Origin of the sequence: Carnobacterium sp. TMP28 (assembly GCF_047553015.1) — a bacterium.
In the GTDB taxonomy this organism is placed as follows: domain Bacteria; phylum Bacillota; class Bacilli; order Lactobacillales; family Carnobacteriaceae; genus Carnobacterium_A.
In genome coordinates this window covers 180501-198754 of sequence record NZ_CP180212.1, presented here as the reverse complement: position 1 = coordinate 198754, position 18254 = coordinate 180501, and the positions used below count along the sequence as shown (strand labels likewise).

Here is an 18254-nt window from a genome sequence, read left to right as displayed (position 1 = left end):
TTTATTCCTTGCAACAATCACATTGACCTTTACTGCAACTACATACTACCTCATTTACAGCTTGTTTCTTTTTCTGCTCCAAAACTTCTGTTAATAGTAGAATATCATCCTGGCTCAATGTTGACTCTGCTAATACGTTTGCCATCGTTTTCCCAATTTTTTTGTTGCAAATATGAGAAAACACATCTAGTGTTACTTTTCTTACACTTTCCTCTTCCGTAACAGTAGGTGTATAAATAAACTTGTTGCCTACTGCTTGTGTTGTTAATAATTTTTTTTCAACCAATCGACCTATTAACGTCTTAATGGTTGTTGGCTTCCAACCCATTTTATCTTGTAGCACGTTTATAATTTCTTTACTTGAAGCAGATTTTGCTGTCCAAATGACCCGCATGATTTCCCACTCTGCATCGGTAATTGCTAGTTTTAATTGAGTTGTCATGGCTACCCCCACTTTCTATCTACGTTTGTAATCATGTTTACAGTTTACAACTGTAGACGATTAATGTCAAGTAAATCTTCTAGTTGATTTAAGACATAAAAAAAAGGATTGAGTTAAATACCCATCCTTTTTTTAATCTATTCGCTAGCAGTGTTTGTTTGAAAGCAAGATTCTTCAAAAATATTTTTTTATTCACCCTGTCAATATGTATTTTTAGATTACAACCTTTTTGAGAAAAACATACCACTAGAAAAACTTAACAGAGCAACGCAATCACCTGTTCTTAAAGTAGTTGGTTTAATCAAATACCATCATCTCCTAAGTTAGTTTTTAGCTATCGGGACCCAACCAGGTTTACTTGATATATATTCCCACATTTCGTCTGGAATCATTAAATCCGTTCTATTGTGAGGATCTATTTCTACTCGAATGGTTTCTTCTTTTCCCTCTTTAACTTTCTTGATCCAATCAGGCTCAACAATTAATTCACGACCAATAGCAACCAAAGGTATTCCTAACTCTAGTGCCTCTAGAGCATCACTTGGTGTTTGAATTAATCCTACTCCTATAATAGGAATTTCTTGTCCTATTTTTTCTTGAATAAATTGAATAATAGGTTTTTCTAGCGACTTTTCTCGCATGGATTGTTGCATCATACTCCCAACCGAAACATGGATATAATCTAAGTGTTGATCTTTTAATTTTGTTAATAATTGGATGGTATCTTCTAATGTGATACCTGGCTTTTCCATCTCTTCAGGTGAGATTCGATAGCCTAGGATAAATGGCTTATCTGCGTATGTTTTGATAGCCTGTTTTGCTGCTTCTATTACTGCGAGTGGAAAATTCATTCGTTTTTCAAGCGTTCCACCCCAATGATCTTCTCTGCGATTTGAGTGAGGAGAAAAAAATTGTTGAATTAAGTAAGTATTCGCACCATGTAACTCAACACCATCAAAACCAGCTTGAATGGCTCTTCTTGTTGCTTCACCAAATGCTTTCACTAATTCTTTCACTTCTTCATCGGATAATGCTCTTGGCATTTCTGCAGTTTCTCTTAGTGCGGGTATCGCACTTGCACTAACTGGTTGTTCTCCTCTTAGCGTAGTACTTGTTCCCATTCGTCCCACATGAAAAATTTGCAAAATTGCTTTAGAACCGGTGTGTTGGATTGTCTTTGCTAATTTTGACAAACTTTCAATACGATTATCAGATGCTGCACTGAATGATCCTGCAAACTTTCCGTTTTCCATCACTTGCGCACAAGAAGTAATCACTGCACCAAGACCAGTTGCTCTTCGTTTGTAATAATTGTGTTCATCTGTTGTTACCATTCCATTTTCAAAAGCTGAATTGGTCGTCATCGGTGCCATCACCACACGGTTATCAATCGTTACGCCTGATGGAAAGGTAAAAGGTTCGAATAAATTACTATATATTGGGTTCATCGTTATCCTCCTGATTTTTGATACGTTATTAGTCTACCTCATCGTACTGCAAAGCAACTCGTTTTTAAAGAAATCAAGCTTCTATTTCTTTTATTGACTAATTTTTGAAGTGATAATTACGTGAACTAATTTGATTAACATACTCATAATAAAGTAAGGCAACAGCAATAAATACAGAAAATTAATGACCATCAACTGTGGATAAGATTCAGCAGGTATTCTTTGCGTATTTCTGAGTCCTGTTAATAGTCCACCAGTATTAAATTGAATTTCAATAAAAAGCATCACAGTAATCATCTCTAAATAAATGATTGCTAGAATCCTTTCTAAAAACGAAAATAAATTAGGAATAACATAAGAAAAAAAGAGTTTAGAGCTAGAATAGCCAAGTGATTTCGCAAAAATAAAATAATTGGATTGATAAACATCTTTAATATAAGGTGTCATATAGTTGATTAGAAAAACAAGTGGATAAATACTTACACTAACTAGCGGTACCACTACTGCAGGTTCCCTGGGTGTTCCTACTGTTTTAAACAGATAGATAGACGTTGCTTTATAAATCATCACACTAAACCAATGAATAAAAAGTACAACCCCAACAATAGGTAAGCTCTCAGTATCTTCTAAATAATCTATCATTTTTTTGATAGTTTTATTTTTAAATTTTGGAAAAAAGTAAGCGTACAAAATAAAAAAGAATAGAGTTATGCCCAAACTCATAGCTATTATTTCAAATGTATAACTGCCATTTACCTGTTGATAAGCTGTGGATAAGTTTAAAAAATTAGTATATGTAAACAATTGTTTTATTGTTTCTATTATCATATTCCATGATAAGTCACTGCCACTTGTACTCAATGGTAGTGAATAACTCAAGCAAACCAATAAAATTATTCCAAATGGCACTAGAATAACTGAAGCAAGTTGTTTTATCGTTCTAATAAAGACGTTGATTTTTCATTCCTCCCACTAAAGCTCTTTTGATTGCATTAAGCAAAAGAATCAAACCACTATAGAATATAAGTGGAATCAATACCGTCCAAGGAGTACTAGCTAAACGGTTAATGTTTTGGCCTATCAACCCGCTCCATTCATTGGACAACGTTACGGTATAGTGAATGCCTACATCTATCTTCATCATCAGAGAACCACCTAAATATAAGTTAAAATAAGCTAAATAGATAAATAAAGATAAGTTTTGTATTAAAACTTTCATTAGCAAATTTGATGTGAGTATCAGCAATTGTGGCCTAAAAGAATATCGGATTAATCCAAACTTAGAACGACCCAAATTTTGACTAGCATCAGCAAAGTCTTGCCTCAACAGATAAGCTATTTCATCATGGTAGAGTTTAACCAAACTAGGTAAACCAACAAGAAATAAAACAAGTAACTGGATGAATAAGTATGTCAAATTAACGGCCGGTTGAACGTCCTCTGCACTAAATAGCATTGCATGGTAATAAGGTCCGATTACCAACAACAATAAGAAAGGCTTCGGAATTAATGTAAATAACTTATCAAAATAGCCTATTATTGGCATTAGTATAACTTTTACTGGTCTATAGATAGTTAAGCTGCTTAAAAATAGACTTATTAAAATTTGAAACACACTTAGGAATAGGCCAATAAGAAACGTATATTTAAACCCTTGAATAACTTTAGCAAAGACTGTAAAGCCTAGAATATCCGTACCAAATGGTCTAACCTCCAATGGTGAAAAAGGCGGATAAGCTAATTGTCCATCTATTACTGTCTTATTTACTCGGATAGTAAAAAGGTCTGATAATACAGGTTCATACAAAAAACTAAGCAATAGGAAACTCAATAAAATTGAACACGATACCCATAACAGTCTATTCTTGTATTTTTGTTCTGACATTCTGAAGAATAGCCTCCTTTTAATCAAATAGATAAAAAAATAGAGAAAGGACTCTCTCTATTTTTCAACAGTCTATTCCATCATAAATTCACTTTCTTACGACTATTTTTTAATCTACTCAACATTCGTTAACTCACTTGTGCTCTGCTTTTTTTCAAATCCTGACTCTTTTTTAATACTTTGAAAACAGTGTCAATTGTAAAGATAGCTAAAGCAATCATTCCAGCAATCTGAATCGTTATGATCAAGTGTCCTTGTGCTAAACTCGTATGGCCTTTTATAAATTCATAAACCGCCAAGTACATTCCTGATCCTGGAAACAATGGGAAAAATCCTGGTAAAAAGAAAATAGTCACCGGCACTTTGAAAATCCGAGAAAAAATATGGGATTCCGTTGAAATAACTAGACCAGAAATATACGTAGCTGGAACAGGTCCAAAGGCTTTAAGAAACAACAAGTAAACAAACCAACCTGAAGCTCCAACAACAGCTGCTGGAAAAATATATCTCTTGGGGGACTCTAAAATAATGGTTGCCGCTGCAACGGCAAAAAAAGCTCCTATGATTTGACTGATCAAGATACTCCACCTCCAATGATAACCAAGCCGATGGCTACGCCGAGTGCGATTGATAAAGCTACTACAAATGCTTCCAATGCTTTCGCTCCACCAGAAGTATAATCACCTTGTAATGTATCTCTTATCGCATTCGTAATAGCCGTTCCTGGTACTAAAGGCATAATAGTACTGGTAATAACTAAATTCATATTAAGAGTTGGAAAGAGAAATATGTGCATTAAACCTGCACCAATTGAGATAACCGCGGAGGAGACAACATTACGTACAAAAGGACCCATCCCTAATCGTTTTTCTCCTTTTAGTACTAGCGCTAATAGAGCTCCATTAAAGCCTGCAGCCACCATTTCTAACGTTCCTCCGCCTAATAACAGCGCAAATGAAGCAGCTAAAATAGATGTTGCGATATCCTTATAGCCTTGCTTATATTGCACTCTTTTAATATTTTGTAAAGCAGCATAAGCTTCTGGTATAGCTATTTCTCCACTAGTTAGCTGACGCGAAATAGTATTAACTTCAGCAATATTGCTTAAGTTTGTTGCTATTGAGTTAATTCGTTTAACAATTGTAATCGGATCCGCAATACTGGGATCATCCAAAGTAGCAACTAATCCTGTCGCTATTGCAAGAGCTTCAGTAGTCTCAAAGTTAGAAGTTTGTAAAATATGGTTCATTGTATCTTCTACACGATAGGTTTCAGCGTTGCTTTCTAGCATAATTCCTCCTGCTAATATAGCAATATCCATTAATGTTTTGTAATCCATTTAAGGTTTTTCACCCTTTCTATAGCACTTATTTTTTTATCCTAGTCTCAAATTTCAGTCTAGTATAGCATACATTTCTTTAGCCTTTGGGAGTTTCAATGGTTTTCTTAAGCTCTTCTAACTTTAGATGCCCGTCCATACAAAAAAAGAGATGAGGCAGATTGAACGCCCACCTCATTTTTTAGTTTACTTTACGTCTAATCGTATACTTTTATTTAATCTAATCCGATTTCAGCCCTAACAACATCCGCAATGCGATCAACATATAGATCAACTTTTGCTTGCGTTGGTGCTTCTGCCATCACGCGTAATAACGGCTCTGTTCCACTTGCACGAACTAGAATACGGCCATCGCCATTCATTTCTTTTTCTACTTCTTCAATCACTGTTTTTATTGCAGGAACGTCCATTGCGCCATATTTATCACTCACTCGGATATTAACTAGTTTTTGTGGGTAAGTGACTACTTCTTCTGCTAATTCTGATAGTTTTTTCCCTGTTTGTTTCATTACGTTTAGCAATTGAATTCCTGAAAGCATACCGTCTCCAGTTGTATTGTAGTCTAAAAATACCATATGGCCTGATTGCTCTCCACCAAAGTTGTAGCCATTTTTACGCATCTCTTCTACGACATAGCGATCGCCTACTTGTGTCTGTAGAGCCGTCATGTTTGCAGCCTCAACTGCCTTATGAAACCCTAAGTTACTCATTACTGTTGAAACAATCGTATCTTTTTTAAGACGACCTTTTTCAAGCATATGTTTTCCACAAATGTACATGATTTTATCTCCATCAATGATATTGCCTAATTCATCAACAGCAATAACACGATCGGCATCTCCATCAAAAGCAAGTCCAGCATCTGCACCCTTTTCAAGAACGAATTTAGCTAGATTTTCTGGATGTGTTGATCCAACGCCATCATTAATATTCAGACCATTAGGAGAAGCACCCATTACATCAAATTCTGTTTCTAAATCTGCGAATAAACGATTAATCAAAGGACTCGCTGAGCCATTCGCACCATCTAAACAAACTTGTAATCCACTTAAATCATTAGGAATAGTCTGTTGTAGAAATTGAGTGTATTTTAGTGCACCTTCTGGATAGTCATCAACTGTTCCTAACCCTTGTGCACTTGGACGAGGTAGTGTATCTTCTGCTTGGTCTAATAACGCTTCAATTTCAAGTTCTGTTGAGTCTGATAATTTGAAGCCATCAGATCCAAAAAATTTTATCCCATTATCAGGTACTGGATTATGTGAAGCTGAAATCATAACCCCTGCAGCTGCTCCTTGTACGCGTGTTAAATAAGCAACTCCTGGTGTTGAAATGACACCTAGCTTCATTACTTCTATACCAACAGATAATAAACCAGCTATCAAAGCAGACTCTAACATCTCACCAGAAATTCGCGTATCTCTTCCGACTAACACACGTGGATGATTCGTTCCTTGTGTATGCTGACATAAAATATAACCGCCAAATCTTCCTAATTTAAATGCTAATTCTGGTGTTAACTCTGAATTAGCTACCCCTCTAACTCCATCTGTTCCAAAATATTTTCCCATTTCATAATGCCCCTTTTCAAAGTAAGAACTTTCATAATTTTTAAACCACTCTTTTAATCATCGTCTGAATATAACTTGATTATCTAGTTATTGTTTTTACTTACTTGAGTCTAGTTTTCCTCCAGAAGTCGAAATGCTTTCCTTTATAACTCCATCTTCATTGGTAGAAGAGTCTGTAATTGAACTACTCATTGATTCTGTATCTCCACTACTTATACTAGACTCTTTAGACGCCTCAGGTGTATCTGTTTCATTAGGCTGTTGCTTCTCCCTTTTTTTCACCGTGACCCTAACAATTATTTTCTTTGGTTCAATACTAAATAATCCTTCTGCCAAAGGTAAAGTCACTTCTTTAGTAACTGTCTCTTTAAGGCCAGTAATATCTATCTCAAGTGGAAAGCTGCTGAGATTACCTAATCGTTCTGGCGTTCCAATTACTGAAATGGAGGTGTTTTTTTCATCTTCGATTCCTAATTCGTACTCATAGTCTATTTCCGGCGTTCCTACTTTAATTAACTTTATAGGCAGTAGTTTACTATTGCTATTTACTTCTATGCTAACCGTCACTTCTTTTGGATTAATAACGACATCCAATTGATTTCCATTTGCATCAAGCGCATCAACAGATACTGTTTTCTTAACATCAGTATTTGTATTTTCAGATAACGGAACGACTGCTTGTATAGAGTTAATTTTTTCAATTGTAGATACTGCACCTGAAACTTCAACCGTTTCATAATTTAAAACAGGCTTTTCTGCTAGATAACCTGTTGCCAGTTTACTTTCATCAAAAATAACCTCAACTTCAAATGTTTCTACTCGTTTCTCTTTAATTTCAATCGTAATTTCTGCTGGGGTAATCGTATAGTTTAAATCAGAAGATAAACCCTCTGCTACTAAATTTATTTTATGTGTCCCAACACCTAAATCATCTAAATTTTGAGCAACAATATCAAATGCTTTGTTCGCTGTTGTTTGAGAAACGATATTTGTTGGTCCTGAAATTTCTATTGAAGCTGTTTCTGGAAAACCTGAAACGAAATATTTGTCTTGATCAATGTCAACTACAATCGGTAAATTGGTAATGATTTTACTTGATGATGTACTAACACCATTTAATGGATTCGTTGTTAGTACCTTGCTATTGTTTTCATAATTTACGTAAGTAAACAATAAAATTGCAAAAGCGAAAGCAACTAGCCTAATGAACCAAGGAGAATTATAAAGTTTTTCCATCTTTACACTCCTTTCTTAAAATTATCAACAAACTCTTGAAACGGATTTTTTTTGACTTCTTCTTCTGTAAGAATTAATTCTTTATTTAAAAATTTAATGAAGTCTTCTTTAGATAACTCTCTTAACAAGTCTCCTCGATGAGAGATACTGACGCCTCCAGTTTCCTCAGAAACAATGATCGTGATTGCATCCGTAACTTCACTCAAACCAATAGCTGCACGATGCCTAGTTCCTAATTCTTTAGGAATTAAAGAACTCTCAGATAACGGTAAATACCCCGCTGCTGCTGCAATTTTATAATCTTTTATCATCACTGCTCCGTCGTGCAAAGGAGTATTCGGGATAAAGATATTAATCAGTAATTCACCTGAAATATCTGCATCTAAAGGTATTCCTGTAGCAATATACTCATCTAATTCTGTTTCCATTTGAATTGAAATCAATGCGCCAATTCTTCTTTTAGCCATATATTGAACAGCTTGATCTAGTTGTTGAATCATTTTCGTAGCTGGATTGATTTTTCTTTTTGCGTTCTTAAAGAACGTCCCACGTCCAAGATGCTCCAATCCTCTTCGTAATTCAGGTTGAAAAATAATAATAACGGCTAGTACACTCCATTGGATAACTAAATCAACAATCCAATCAACTGTTTGCAATTGTAAGAAAAAACTTCCAATTTTAATTAATAAAATAACTGCAATCCCTTTTAGCGACTGGATCGCTTTTGTACCTTTTAGCGTTTTAATTAACTGGTAAATAAAAAAGGTTACTACTAGGATATCAACTGCATTAATAAATGTTCGCCATGTAAATAATTGTGACCAATCCATGGACATAAGTACACCTCCAATAACGTTTAAAAATTGCCACTCTTTTTTTATTATACCACACTCTGTAGAAATATTAGGAGCTAGATTGTTTAAAATAAGGAGTTTTCTCAAACAAGAATAAAACTCCTTTTATTTCTAAGTTATTCATATACGGTAACTCTCTTCAAATTTTGTATCCATTTCTTTTTCTTTTCAAGATAAAAAGAACAGCTAATACATGTTCTAATGTACTAGCTGTCCTTTTTATTTATCTATCTTTTTTATTTAATCTGAATATTTTGATTGTCCGTTATTCAACCAAGAATAGTTTAGTCCTAATAATAAACCGCCACCTACAAAGTTGCCTAATGTCGCAAACAAAAGATTGCTAAGAACCGCCATAACAGTCATACCTGGCACATGTCCACCAGTAGTAAAGAAGGCTAATGAGAAAGAAGAAAAGTTTGCTATCACATGTTCAAATCCTAAAAATGCAAATATAAAAATAATGAAAACAATAGCCAATATTCTAGCCGTATCTTCTTTCATATTTATCGTGGTAAAGATTGCTATATTAACAATAAGATTAGCAAATATTCCCTCAAAGAATACTTGAGAAGGACCTTTTTGCAACTTACTTGCAATAGTTGTGACTAGAAAGCTATCTTGTGTGACGTGTAAAAAAGCACCTGTGTGTGAAATTAACCAACTTGCTAGTATTCCACCAACCAAGTTAAAGAAAACGCAAGCAAGTAAAATGGTTGCAGCTTTTTTCAACGGCAATATTTTACGATGGACTGCAGTAGTCATATACATCATATTAGAAGTTCCTAATTCAGCATTCAGATAAACAATCATAACCAATGACCAAGTAAACATTAATGCGTAAGCTATTTTCCCACCACCTGGAACAATTCCATTCACAGTTTCTCCTAAGTAAACAGCTGCTGCCGTTCCAATTGTCAAAAACAAACAAGCAAGCATTGATCGCATAAAATAGCGTGATTTACTTTTATCGAATAAATCTTCCTTTTTGAGGATACTTGCTCGTAAAGTTCCCATTAATGAGCTTGTTTCAAATTCTTCAACTTCCAAATTTTTTCATCTCCAATAACTTTTCTTTTCATTTTGTTTCTTCATGTTATATATTACACTATCTTTTTTCAGTAAACCACTCATTTATAAATGTAAACGATTCCTAGTTAAATATTCTTTTCACGTTGTTTTTTTGGCAAACAAAAAAACTATCAACGTTATCCGTTAATAGTCGTTATGAGTCATGCAGGATTCGAACCTGCGACCCTCTGATTAAAAGTCAGATGCTCTACCAACTGAGCTAATGACTCAAATAAAACAAGTTGTTACGCGCGGCAACGTCCTACTCTCACAAAGGGAAACCCTTCACTACCATCGGCGCTAGGAAGCTTAACTGCTGTGTTCGGCATGGGAACAGGTGTGACCTTCTTGCCATCATCACCACACATAGTTCTAACTTGTTAAATTTGTTTCTTTTTCTATTGATTGGTACAATTAGTTCAATAGAATAAACTAATAAAAACTTCTTTTTAAATCTTACCGCATTTCATAAAATATTTCAAGCTTATTTTAAACTATTTTTTAAAAATGTGGTCTATTCCTCATTTAGTATGCATGATTTATTGTGAAATATTTTTTAGTTTTTTCTATAATCGAGTTGTAAGCACTTTCTATTTTATTATTACTTTTTTATTTTTATTTTTTTATTGAAAGTTAAAATACTGCCTAAATAGAAAAGGAGGTTATGGTAACCAGCAATAGAAAAAGATTATCTAGTTAGATATTTTATTTTTTGTTATTATTTTTTTTATTATAGAGGAGGAGAATATTTTGGAAAACAATAAAAAAGCTAAAAAGAAATTTTCAATGCCATCATCATTTACCGTTTTATTTCTTATCATTGTCTTCATAGCCGTTCTGACTTGGGTTATCCCTGCTGGAACATACGATATGGATGATGCTGGTAATATTTTATCTGGAACTTATCATACAGTAGATTCTCAACCACAAGGAATTTGGGATGTTTTCATCTCTCCTATAAAAGGGATGCTAGGGACGGACACTACGCCTGGAGCTATTGAAATTTCTTTATTCATTTTAATTCTTGGTGGATTTTTAGGTGTTGTGACAAAAACAGGTGCACTTGATGCAGGTATTGCATCTATTGTAAAAAATTATAAAGGAAAAGAAAAAAAACTTATTCCTATCTTAATGTTCTTGTTCGCTATTGGTGGTACAACTTATGGGATGGCTGAGGAGACAATGGCCTTTTATCCTTTAATTATTCCAGTTATGATTGGTGTTGGTTTTGATACCGTTGTTGCCGTCGCGATTGTTTTAGTTGGATCACAAATAGGCGTTCTTGCTTCAACTGTTAACCCTTTCGCTACCGGAGTGGCTTCTCAAGCTCTCTCTATTAGCCCAGGTGAAGGAATAATTTGGCGTTTAATTTTCTTCGTTGTTATGTATGTTGTAGCAACTTTATATGTTTACCGTTACGCTATGAAAGTTGAAAAAGATCCAGCTAGCTCTTTAGTCGCTGACCAAAGAGAAGAAAACATTGCTTACTTTAAAATTCCTGAAGATCAAGAAGAAATGGACAAACGTCAACGGAATGTCATGATTTTATTTGCTCTTTCATTTATCATTATGATTGTTTCATTGATTCCTTGGACTGCACTAAGTGAAAATTGGACATTCTTTGAAAGCTTAAACTCTTTCTTACTTGGTATCCCATTCATTGGTACTCTTCTTGGTGAAAGAATGATTCCTTTAGGTGATTGGTATTTCCAAGAAATCACTATGCTCTTCTTCCTAATGGCTGTTGTCATTGGACTATTTTATAGAATGCCTGAAGGCGATATTGTCGATTCATTCCTAGATGGAGCAAGAGATCTATTAAGTGTTGCTTTAGTAGTAGCTATTGCTCGTGGTATACAGGTTGTTATGAACGATGGTTTGATTACTGCAACTATTCTAAGTTGGGGAGAAAAAGGACTAAGTGGCTTATCTCCAATTATCTTTACTATCTTAACCTATATTTTCTATATTCCAATGTCATTCCTTATTCCATCTACTTCTGGATTAGCTGCAGCGACAATGGGTATTATGGGCCCACTAGGAACTTTCTCAGATGTACCGCAACATTTAGTCATCACAGCTTATCAAGCGGCTAGTGGCTTCATTAATTTGATTACTCCTACTTCTGGAGTTGTTATGGGTGCGTTAGCTATTGCTAGAATTGATGTTACTGTTTGGTGGAAATTTATGTTGAAACTAATGGTTATTATATTTGTTCTTTCTTGTGTTATCCTTGGTGTAGCTGCTGCAGTGGGCTAAAAGACTTATTCAATTTATTCGATCATCATTTTAAAAAATGAAAGGAGAATTTCATGAAAACATTTATTCAAGAACAACATAAGATGGCTTGTGTTGAAGCAATTAAAACATTAATCTCCTATCCTTCTTATCTAAGAGAAGACCAACAAGGGGATACACCTTTTGGTGATGACATCCAGGCTGTTTTAGAAAAGACACTTACAATTTGTGAAGATTTAGGAATGAAATCTTATATCGATCCAAAAGGATATTATGGTTATGCGGACTACGGTGAAGGTGAAGAGTCTGTTGCTATTCTATGTCACTTAGACGTAGTACCTCCTGGAAATTTAGACTCTTGGGAAAGCGATCCTTTTACGGCTATAGAAAAGAATGAAGCCATTTATGGAAGAGGGTCTCAAGATGATAAAGGACCTGCTATGGCTGCTCTTTACGCCTTTAAAGCAGTTGTTGATTCAGGTGTCGCATTTAAAAAACGTGTTCGTTTCATTTTTGGTACCGATGAAGAAACTTTATGGAGATGCCTAGATCGATACAACGAATTAGAAGAGCCTTCAACGATGGGATTTGCACCAGATGCAGAATTTCCATTAACTTATGCTGAAAAAGGATTGTTACAAGTTAAGTTACATGGTCCTGGAGACGAAGAATTAAGTATGAATTGTGGTAAATCTTTAAACGTTGTTCCTGATGAAGCCAGTTATCAAGGTTATCTAAACGAAAAATTAGAAAACGAATTAAAATTACTAGATTTTGATTATGACCTATCAAATGAACAGATTACCGTTAAAGGAAAAGCTGTTCACTCTAAAGACGCACCAGATGGAATAAATGCTATTACTCGATTAGTAACCGCTCTTTCTCCACATACAAAAAATAAGACTATTGGGTTTATTGCTGCAAAATTGAAAAATGATCCAACAGGGCAAGCTATTTTTGGAGAAATAAAAGATGATATTTCTGGACCACTTACTATTAACCTAGCTACTATAGCTATAAATAAAAAAGAATCTATAATTGGTTTAGATTTAAGAATTCCAGTAACAGCTGATAAAAATGCTATTGTTGAGCAATTAACAACTTGTGCAGCAGAATATCAACTTAGCTATGAAGAATATGATTATCTTGCTTCACTTTATGTTCCGAAAGATAGCTTACTTGTAACAACTTTATTAGATGTATACCGTGATAAAACAGGAGATAACAGTGATGCGTTGACTTCTGGGGGAGCAACTTTCGCCAGAACAATGAAAAACTGTGTAGCTTTTGGAGCTGTGTTCCCTGATTCGGACGTTACTTTCCATATGCCTAATGAAAAAATGACTTTACGTGATATCCATCATGCTATGGACATTTATGCAGAAGCAATCTATCGTTTAGCATGTAAGTAAATAGAAAAATGACGTAAATGAGCCTATCATCTGTGCTCATTTACGTCATTTTTTATTTTCTATAAGTATAACTATTTTTTATCTTCGTCGTCAGTTGATATACAACAAAAAAACGAATGATTTCGGTGTCAAGCACAGCGAAATCATTCGTTAGTAGATAGATACTACTCATATCTATTTATGTATACTCTTACTTAAAAGTAACTGGGCTAGCTGGATTCGAACCAACGCATAAGGGAGTCAAAGTCCCTTGCCTTACCGCTTGGCTATAGCCCATAAATGGTGGAGGGGGGCAGATTCGAACTGCCGAACCCGAAGGAGCGGATTTACAGTCCGCCGCGTTTAGCCACTTCGCTACCCCTCCTGAATAAAAAGCTTGCTTGATACTATTTAAAAGAAATAGATGCCGGCTAAAGGAGTTGAACCCTCGACCCTCTGATTACGATTCAGATGCTCTACCAACTGAGCTAAGCCGGCACGACAGTATAGAATAATTTCTTTGTAAATATGACCCGTACGGGATTCGAACCCGTGATACCGCCGTGAAAGGGCGGTGTCTTAACCACTTGACCAACGGGCCTTTAATCTTTAAGCACAAGATTCATTATATAAATAAATCAAGCAAATGTAAAGAGTAAAAATGAATTTCCTGAATAATTTAATCTTATTTTCATGTTGTTGAAGTTATCTTACTTTTTTATCACTAATAAAATTAAGTTCTAATCATGAAACTAGCTAATAAGTATTGTCACTTACTAGCTAGTTAGCTATGATTTAAACATTCAAAAAATAGCTTATATAACTACTTGATTCATCTTGTTTTCCATCTTTTTTGCTACGCTTGTATAGTTGAATAGATTTCAGGTTTTCTTTCAAATAATGTTTTAGCATACGGACATAAAGGAATAATTTTTTTATTTTCTTTACGCATTTCTTCAACTACACGATTAACTAGTTCTTCTGCTATTCCTTGTCCTCTCAAAGATGGATCAACAAATGTATGATCTAATATAACTTTATCTTCACCTGAAGGAACGTAGGTAACTTCAGCAATCATTTTTCCATTATCATCATTTTTATAAAATCGATTCTCAGTTTTCTCAAAATTCATTTTATATACCTCTTCTCTTATATAAGAACTAGTCTATTCTTTTCTATCAAAAAGTTCAAGAAAAAGGACTAGTAAATTTTTCAATAAATTCTTTTTGATTCATTATTTTCTATTAATCTTTTATCTAGTGATGATTTACTATTAAGACATTTACCCAATTACAATGCCAGAGTATTCTAACAGATAATCGTATAGTCCTTTTAATTGTTGAAACTAGACATTTTTGAATCCTTACTAACAAAGAAAAAAGATAAAGAAAAGGCCCAGAAGCCTAATCAGCTCTGAGTCTTCTTCTAATTAAGCCACTTGCCGGATTCGAACCGGCGACCTCTTCCTTACCATGGAAGCGCTCTACCGACTGAGCTAAAGCGGCAACACTTATAAATAAGCAAAAAAAATACTCCGCAAGCAGGATTCGAACCTGCGACATCATGATTAACAGTCATGCGCTCTACCAGCTGAGCTATTGCGGAAAAATAAAGATGCGCGGCAGCGTCCTACTCTCACAAAGGGAAACCCTTCACTACCATCGGCGCTAAGAAGCTTAACTACTGTGTTCGGCATGGGAACAGGTGTGACCTTCTTGCCATCGCCACCACACATCTTTTAGCTATAAGAGAACGTTGTTCTCTCAAAACTGGATAGTGTTTAACTATAAGACAATAAAACCGTTTCTTCATCGTTTAAAAATGGTTAAGTCCTCGACCGATTAGTATTGGTCCGCTCCATACATCGCTGTACTTCCACTTCCAACCTATCTACCTGATCATCTCTCAGGGGTCTTACTCACTTACGTGATGGGAAATCTCATCTTGAGGGGGGCTTCACGCTTAGATGCTTTCAGCGTTTATCCCGTCCACACATAGCTACCCAGCGATGCTCTTGGCAGAACAACTGGTACACCAGCGGTGTGTCCATCCCGGTCCTCTCGTACTAAGGACAGCTCCTCTCAAATTTCCTGCGCCCGCGACGGATAGGGACCGAACTGTCTCACGACGTTCTGAACCCAGCTCGCGTACCGCTTTAATGGGCGAACAGCCCAACCCTTGGGACCGACTACAGCCCCAGGATGCGATGAGCCGACATCGAGGTGCCAAACCTCCCCGTCGATGTGGACTCTTGGGGGAGATAAGCCTGTTATCCCCAGGGTAGCTTTTATCCGTTGAGCGATGGCCCTTCCATACGGAACCACCGGATCACTAAGCCCGACTTTCGTCCCTGCTCGACTTGTAGGTCTCGCAGTCAAGCTCCCTTCTGCCTTTACACTCTACGAATGATTTCCAACCATTCTGAGGGAACCTTTGGGCGCCTCCGTTACACTTTAGGAGGCGACCGCCCCAGTCAAACTGCCCGTCAGACACTGTCTCCCAGCCAGATCATGGCTGAGGGTTAGAGTGGTCATACAGCAAGGGTAGTATCCCACCATTGCCTCCACCAAGACTAGCGTCCTGGCTTCATAGGCTCCTACCTATCCTGTACAAGCTGTACAAACACTCAATATCAAACTGCAGTAAAGCTCCATGGGGTCTTTCCGTCCTGTCGCGGGTAACCTGCATCTTCACAGGTACTATAATTTCACCGAGTCTCTCGTTGAGACAGTGCCCAAATCATTACGCCTTTCGTGCGGGTCGGAACTTACCCGACAAGGAATTTCGCTACCTTAGGACCGTTATAGTTACGGCCGCCGTTTACTGGGGCTTCAATTCTGAGCTTCGCTCGAGAGCTAACCCATCCTCTTAACCTTCCAGCACCGGGCAGGCGTCAGCCCCTATACGTCATCTTTCGATTTAGCAGAGACCTGTGTTTTTGATAAACAGTTGCTTGGGCCTATTCACTGCGGCTGACCAATTGGTCAGCACCCCTTCTCCCGAAGTTACGGGGTCATTTTGCCGAGTTCCTTAACGAGAGTTCGCTCGCACACCTTAGGATTCTCTCCTCGACTACCTGTGTCGGTTTGCGGTACGGGCAGATTGTTTCTAACTAGAAGCTTTTCTTGACAGTGTGACATCGGGAACTTCGATACTTAATTTCTCTCCCCATCACAACTTGTCCTTAATAGAGGCAAGCATTTGACTCACCTCAAGACTTGTTGCTTGGACGCACATATCCAACAGTGCGTATTCCTTAGCCTACTGTGTCCCTCCATTGTTCAAACAAAACAAACTGGTACAGGAATCTCAACCTGTTGTCCATCGTCTACGCCTATCGGCCTCGACTTAGGTCCCGACTAACCCTGGGAGGACGAGCCTTCCCCAGGAAACCTTAGTCATTCGGTGGACGGGATTCTCACCCGTCTTTCGCTACTCATACCGGCATTCTCACTTCTAAGCGCTCCACCAGTCCTCACGGTCTAGCTTCGACGCCCTTAGAACGCTCTCCTACCATAGAACCTAAGTTCTATCCACAGCTTCGGTGTTATGTTTAGCCCCGGTAAATTTTCGGCGCAGGGTCACTCGACTAGTGAGCTATTACGCACTCTTTAAATGATGGCTGCTTCTGAGCCAACATCCTAGTTGTCTAAGCAACCCCACATCCTTTTCCACTTAACATAAACTTTGGGACCTTAGCTGGTGGTCTGGGCTGTTTCCCTCTCGACTACGGATCTTATCACTCGTAGTCTGACTCCCGGATATAAATCAATGGCATTCGGAGTTTATCTGAATTCGGTAACCCGAGAAGGGCCCCTAGTCCAAACAGTTGCTCTACCTCCATGATTCTAATTCCGAGGCTAGCCCTAAAGCTATTTCGGAGAGAACCAGCTATCTCCAAGTTCGATTGGAATTTCTCCGCTACCCACACCTCATCCCCGCATTTTTCAACATACGTGGGTTCGGTCCTCCAGTGCGTATTACCGCACCTTCAACCTGGACATGGGTAGATCACTTGGTTTCGGGTCTACGACCACATACTCATTCGCCCTATTCAGACTCGCTTTCGCTACGGCTCCGTCTCATCAACTTAACCTCGCATGGGATCGTAACTCGCCGGTTCATTCTACAAAAGGCACGCTATCACCCATTAACGGGCTCTAACTACTTGTAAGCACACGGTTTCAGGTGCTGTTTCACTCCCCTTCCGGGGTTCTTTTCACCTTTCCCTCACGGTACTGGTTCACTATCGGTCACTAGGGAGTATTTAGCCTTGGGAGATGGTCCTCCCGGATTCCGACGGAATTTCTCGTGTTCCGCCGTACTCAGGATACTGATCAGAGTGAACAAAGTTTCAGTTACGGGGCTATTACCCTCTTCGGCGGACCTTTCCAGGTCGCTTCTCCTACTTCGTTCATTTATGACTCTATGTGTTCAGTCCTACAACCCCAGAAAGCAAGCTTTCTGGTTTGGGCTATTCCCGTTTCGCTCGCCGCTACTCAGGGAATCGATTTTTCTTTCTCTTCCTGCAGGTACTTAGATGTTTCAGTTCTCTGCGTCTACCTCTATTGACCTATGTATTCAGTCAATAGTAACACCCGATAAAGAGTGTTGGGTTTCCCCATTCGGAAATCTCTGGATCAAAGCTTACTTACAGCTCCCCAAAGCATATCGGCGTTAGTCCCGTCCTTCTTCGGCTCCTAGTGCCAAGGCATCCACCGTGCGCCCTTATTAACTTAACCTATGGTCATGTTAACTATTCCATTCACCCTAAGGTGA

Annotated in this window: 13 protein-coding genes, 7 tRNA genes and 3 rRNA genes; 2 read left to right on the top strand and 21 right to left on the bottom strand. The window is 37.3% G+C overall.

All coding sequences use genetic code 11. From position 1 onward, the window contains the following. Window position 1: 1 nt before the first annotated feature. From ACMHYH_RS01025 to rrf (ACMHYH_RS00970), 12 genes are all read right to left on the bottom strand, one after another. Window positions 2-442, bottom strand: a complete 441-nt coding sequence (locus ACMHYH_RS01025; RefSeq protein WP_414839548.1) for a CopY/TcrY family copper transport repressor — start codon at window positions 440-442, stop codon at window positions 2-4. Between the two features lie 323 nt (window positions 443-765). Continuing rightward, window positions 766-1890 carry an NADH-dependent flavin oxidoreductase gene (locus ACMHYH_RS01020; RefSeq protein WP_414839547.1) on the bottom strand — a complete coding sequence of 375 codons (1125 nt, stop codon included), beginning with the start codon at window positions 1888-1890 and terminating at the stop codon, window positions 766-768. Between the two features lie 90 nt (window positions 1891-1980). Beyond that, window positions 1981-2799 (bottom strand): peptide transporter, encoded by an 819-nt coding sequence (locus ACMHYH_RS01015; protein WP_414839546.1) that lies wholly within the window; start codon window positions 2797-2799, stop codon window positions 1981-1983. Window positions 2800-2830: 31 nt separating this feature from the next. Next, complete coding sequence (locus tag ACMHYH_RS01010; protein ID WP_414839545.1) at window positions 2831-3775, bottom strand: peptide ABC transporter permease; 945 nt, start codon at window positions 3773-3775, stop codon at window positions 2831-2833. Window positions 3776-3903: 128 nt separating this feature from the next. Beyond that, entirely contained in the window at window positions 3904-4353 is a 450-nt protein-coding gene (locus ACMHYH_RS01005) for a threonine/serine exporter family protein (RefSeq protein ID WP_414839544.1), read from the bottom strand. Further along, window positions 4350-5114, bottom strand: a complete 765-nt coding sequence (locus tag ACMHYH_RS01000; RefSeq protein WP_414839543.1) for a threonine/serine ThrE exporter family protein — start codon at window positions 5112-5114, stop codon at window positions 4350-4352. The genes ACMHYH_RS01005 and ACMHYH_RS01000 overlap by 4 nt, the downstream gene beginning before the upstream one ends. 215 nt (window positions 5115-5329) lie before the next feature. After that, a complete protein-coding gene (glmM, locus tag ACMHYH_RS00995) occupies window positions 5330-6685 on the bottom strand; it encodes a phosphoglucosamine mutase (protein ID WP_414839542.1) in 1356 nt (451 codons plus the stop codon). Between the two features lie 96 nt (window positions 6686-6781). Then, window positions 6782-7921, bottom strand: coding sequence for a YbbR-like domain-containing protein (locus tag ACMHYH_RS00990; RefSeq protein ID WP_414839541.1), 1140 nt, complete (start codon window positions 7919-7921; stop codon window positions 6782-6784). A 2-nt stretch (window positions 7922-7923) separates the two neighbouring features. After that, window positions 7924-8757 (bottom strand): diadenylate cyclase CdaA, encoded by an 834-nt coding sequence (gene cdaA / locus ACMHYH_RS00985; protein ID WP_414839540.1) that lies wholly within the window; start codon window positions 8755-8757, stop codon window positions 7924-7926. A gap of 258 nt (window positions 8758-9015) precedes the next feature. Continuing rightward, complete coding sequence (locus tag ACMHYH_RS00980) at window positions 9016-9792, bottom strand: formate/nitrite transporter family protein (RefSeq protein WP_414840318.1); 777 nt, start codon at window positions 9790-9792, stop codon at window positions 9016-9018. A 211-nt stretch (window positions 9793-10003) separates the two neighbouring features. Beyond that, a tRNA-Lys gene (locus ACMHYH_RS00975) sits at window positions 10004-10076 on the bottom strand. Between the two features lie 19 nt (window positions 10077-10095). After that, a 5S ribosomal RNA gene (gene rrf, locus ACMHYH_RS00970) occupies window positions 10096-10211 on the bottom strand. A gap of 385 nt (window positions 10212-10596) precedes the next feature. Between rrf (ACMHYH_RS00970) and ACMHYH_RS00965 the strand changes: the two genes are divergently transcribed. Together ACMHYH_RS00965 and ACMHYH_RS00960 are read left to right on the top strand one after the other, a co-directional pair. Further along, entirely contained in the window at window positions 10597-12105 is a 1509-nt protein-coding gene (locus ACMHYH_RS00965; protein WP_414839539.1) for a YfcC family protein, read from the top strand. Window positions 12106-12158: 53 nt separating this feature from the next. After that, the gene (locus ACMHYH_RS00960) at window positions 12159-13496 is read left to right on the top strand and encodes a M20 family metallopeptidase (protein WP_414839538.1); all 1338 of its coding nucleotides are present in this window, start codon (window positions 12159-12161) and stop codon (window positions 13494-13496) included. A gap of 204 nt (window positions 13497-13700) precedes the next feature. Here the strand turns inward: ACMHYH_RS00960 and ACMHYH_RS00955 are convergent. The 9 genes from ACMHYH_RS00955 to ACMHYH_RS00915 form a co-directional block, all read right to left on the bottom strand. Further along, window positions 13701-13772 (bottom strand) — tRNA-Gln (locus ACMHYH_RS00955). 4 nt (window positions 13773-13776) lie between these two features. Beyond that, window positions 13777-13860 (bottom strand) — tRNA-Tyr (locus ACMHYH_RS00950). Window positions 13861-13900: 40 nt separating this feature from the next. Then, window positions 13901-13973, bottom strand: a tRNA-Thr gene (locus ACMHYH_RS00945). Window positions 13974-14004: 31 nt separating this feature from the next. Beyond that, window positions 14005-14076, bottom strand: a tRNA-Glu gene (locus ACMHYH_RS00940). A gap of 255 nt (window positions 14077-14331) precedes the next feature. Further along, a complete protein-coding gene (locus tag ACMHYH_RS00935) occupies window positions 14332-14628 on the bottom strand; it encodes a GNAT family N-acetyltransferase (protein ID WP_414840317.1) in 297 nt (98 codons plus the stop codon). Window positions 14629-14907: 279 nt separating this feature from the next. Further along, a tRNA-Thr gene (locus ACMHYH_RS00930) sits at window positions 14908-14980 on the bottom strand. A 27-nt stretch (window positions 14981-15007) separates the two neighbouring features. Next, window positions 15008-15080: transfer RNA gene (locus ACMHYH_RS00925), tRNA-Asn, on the bottom strand. An 11-nt stretch (window positions 15081-15091) separates the two neighbouring features. Beyond that, window positions 15092-15207: ribosomal RNA gene (gene rrf / locus ACMHYH_RS00920) — 5S ribosomal RNA — on the bottom strand. 89 nt (window positions 15208-15296) lie between these two features. Continuing rightward, a 23S ribosomal RNA gene (locus tag ACMHYH_RS00915) occupies window positions 15297-18217 on the bottom strand. Window positions 18218-18254: the final 37 nt, after the last annotated feature.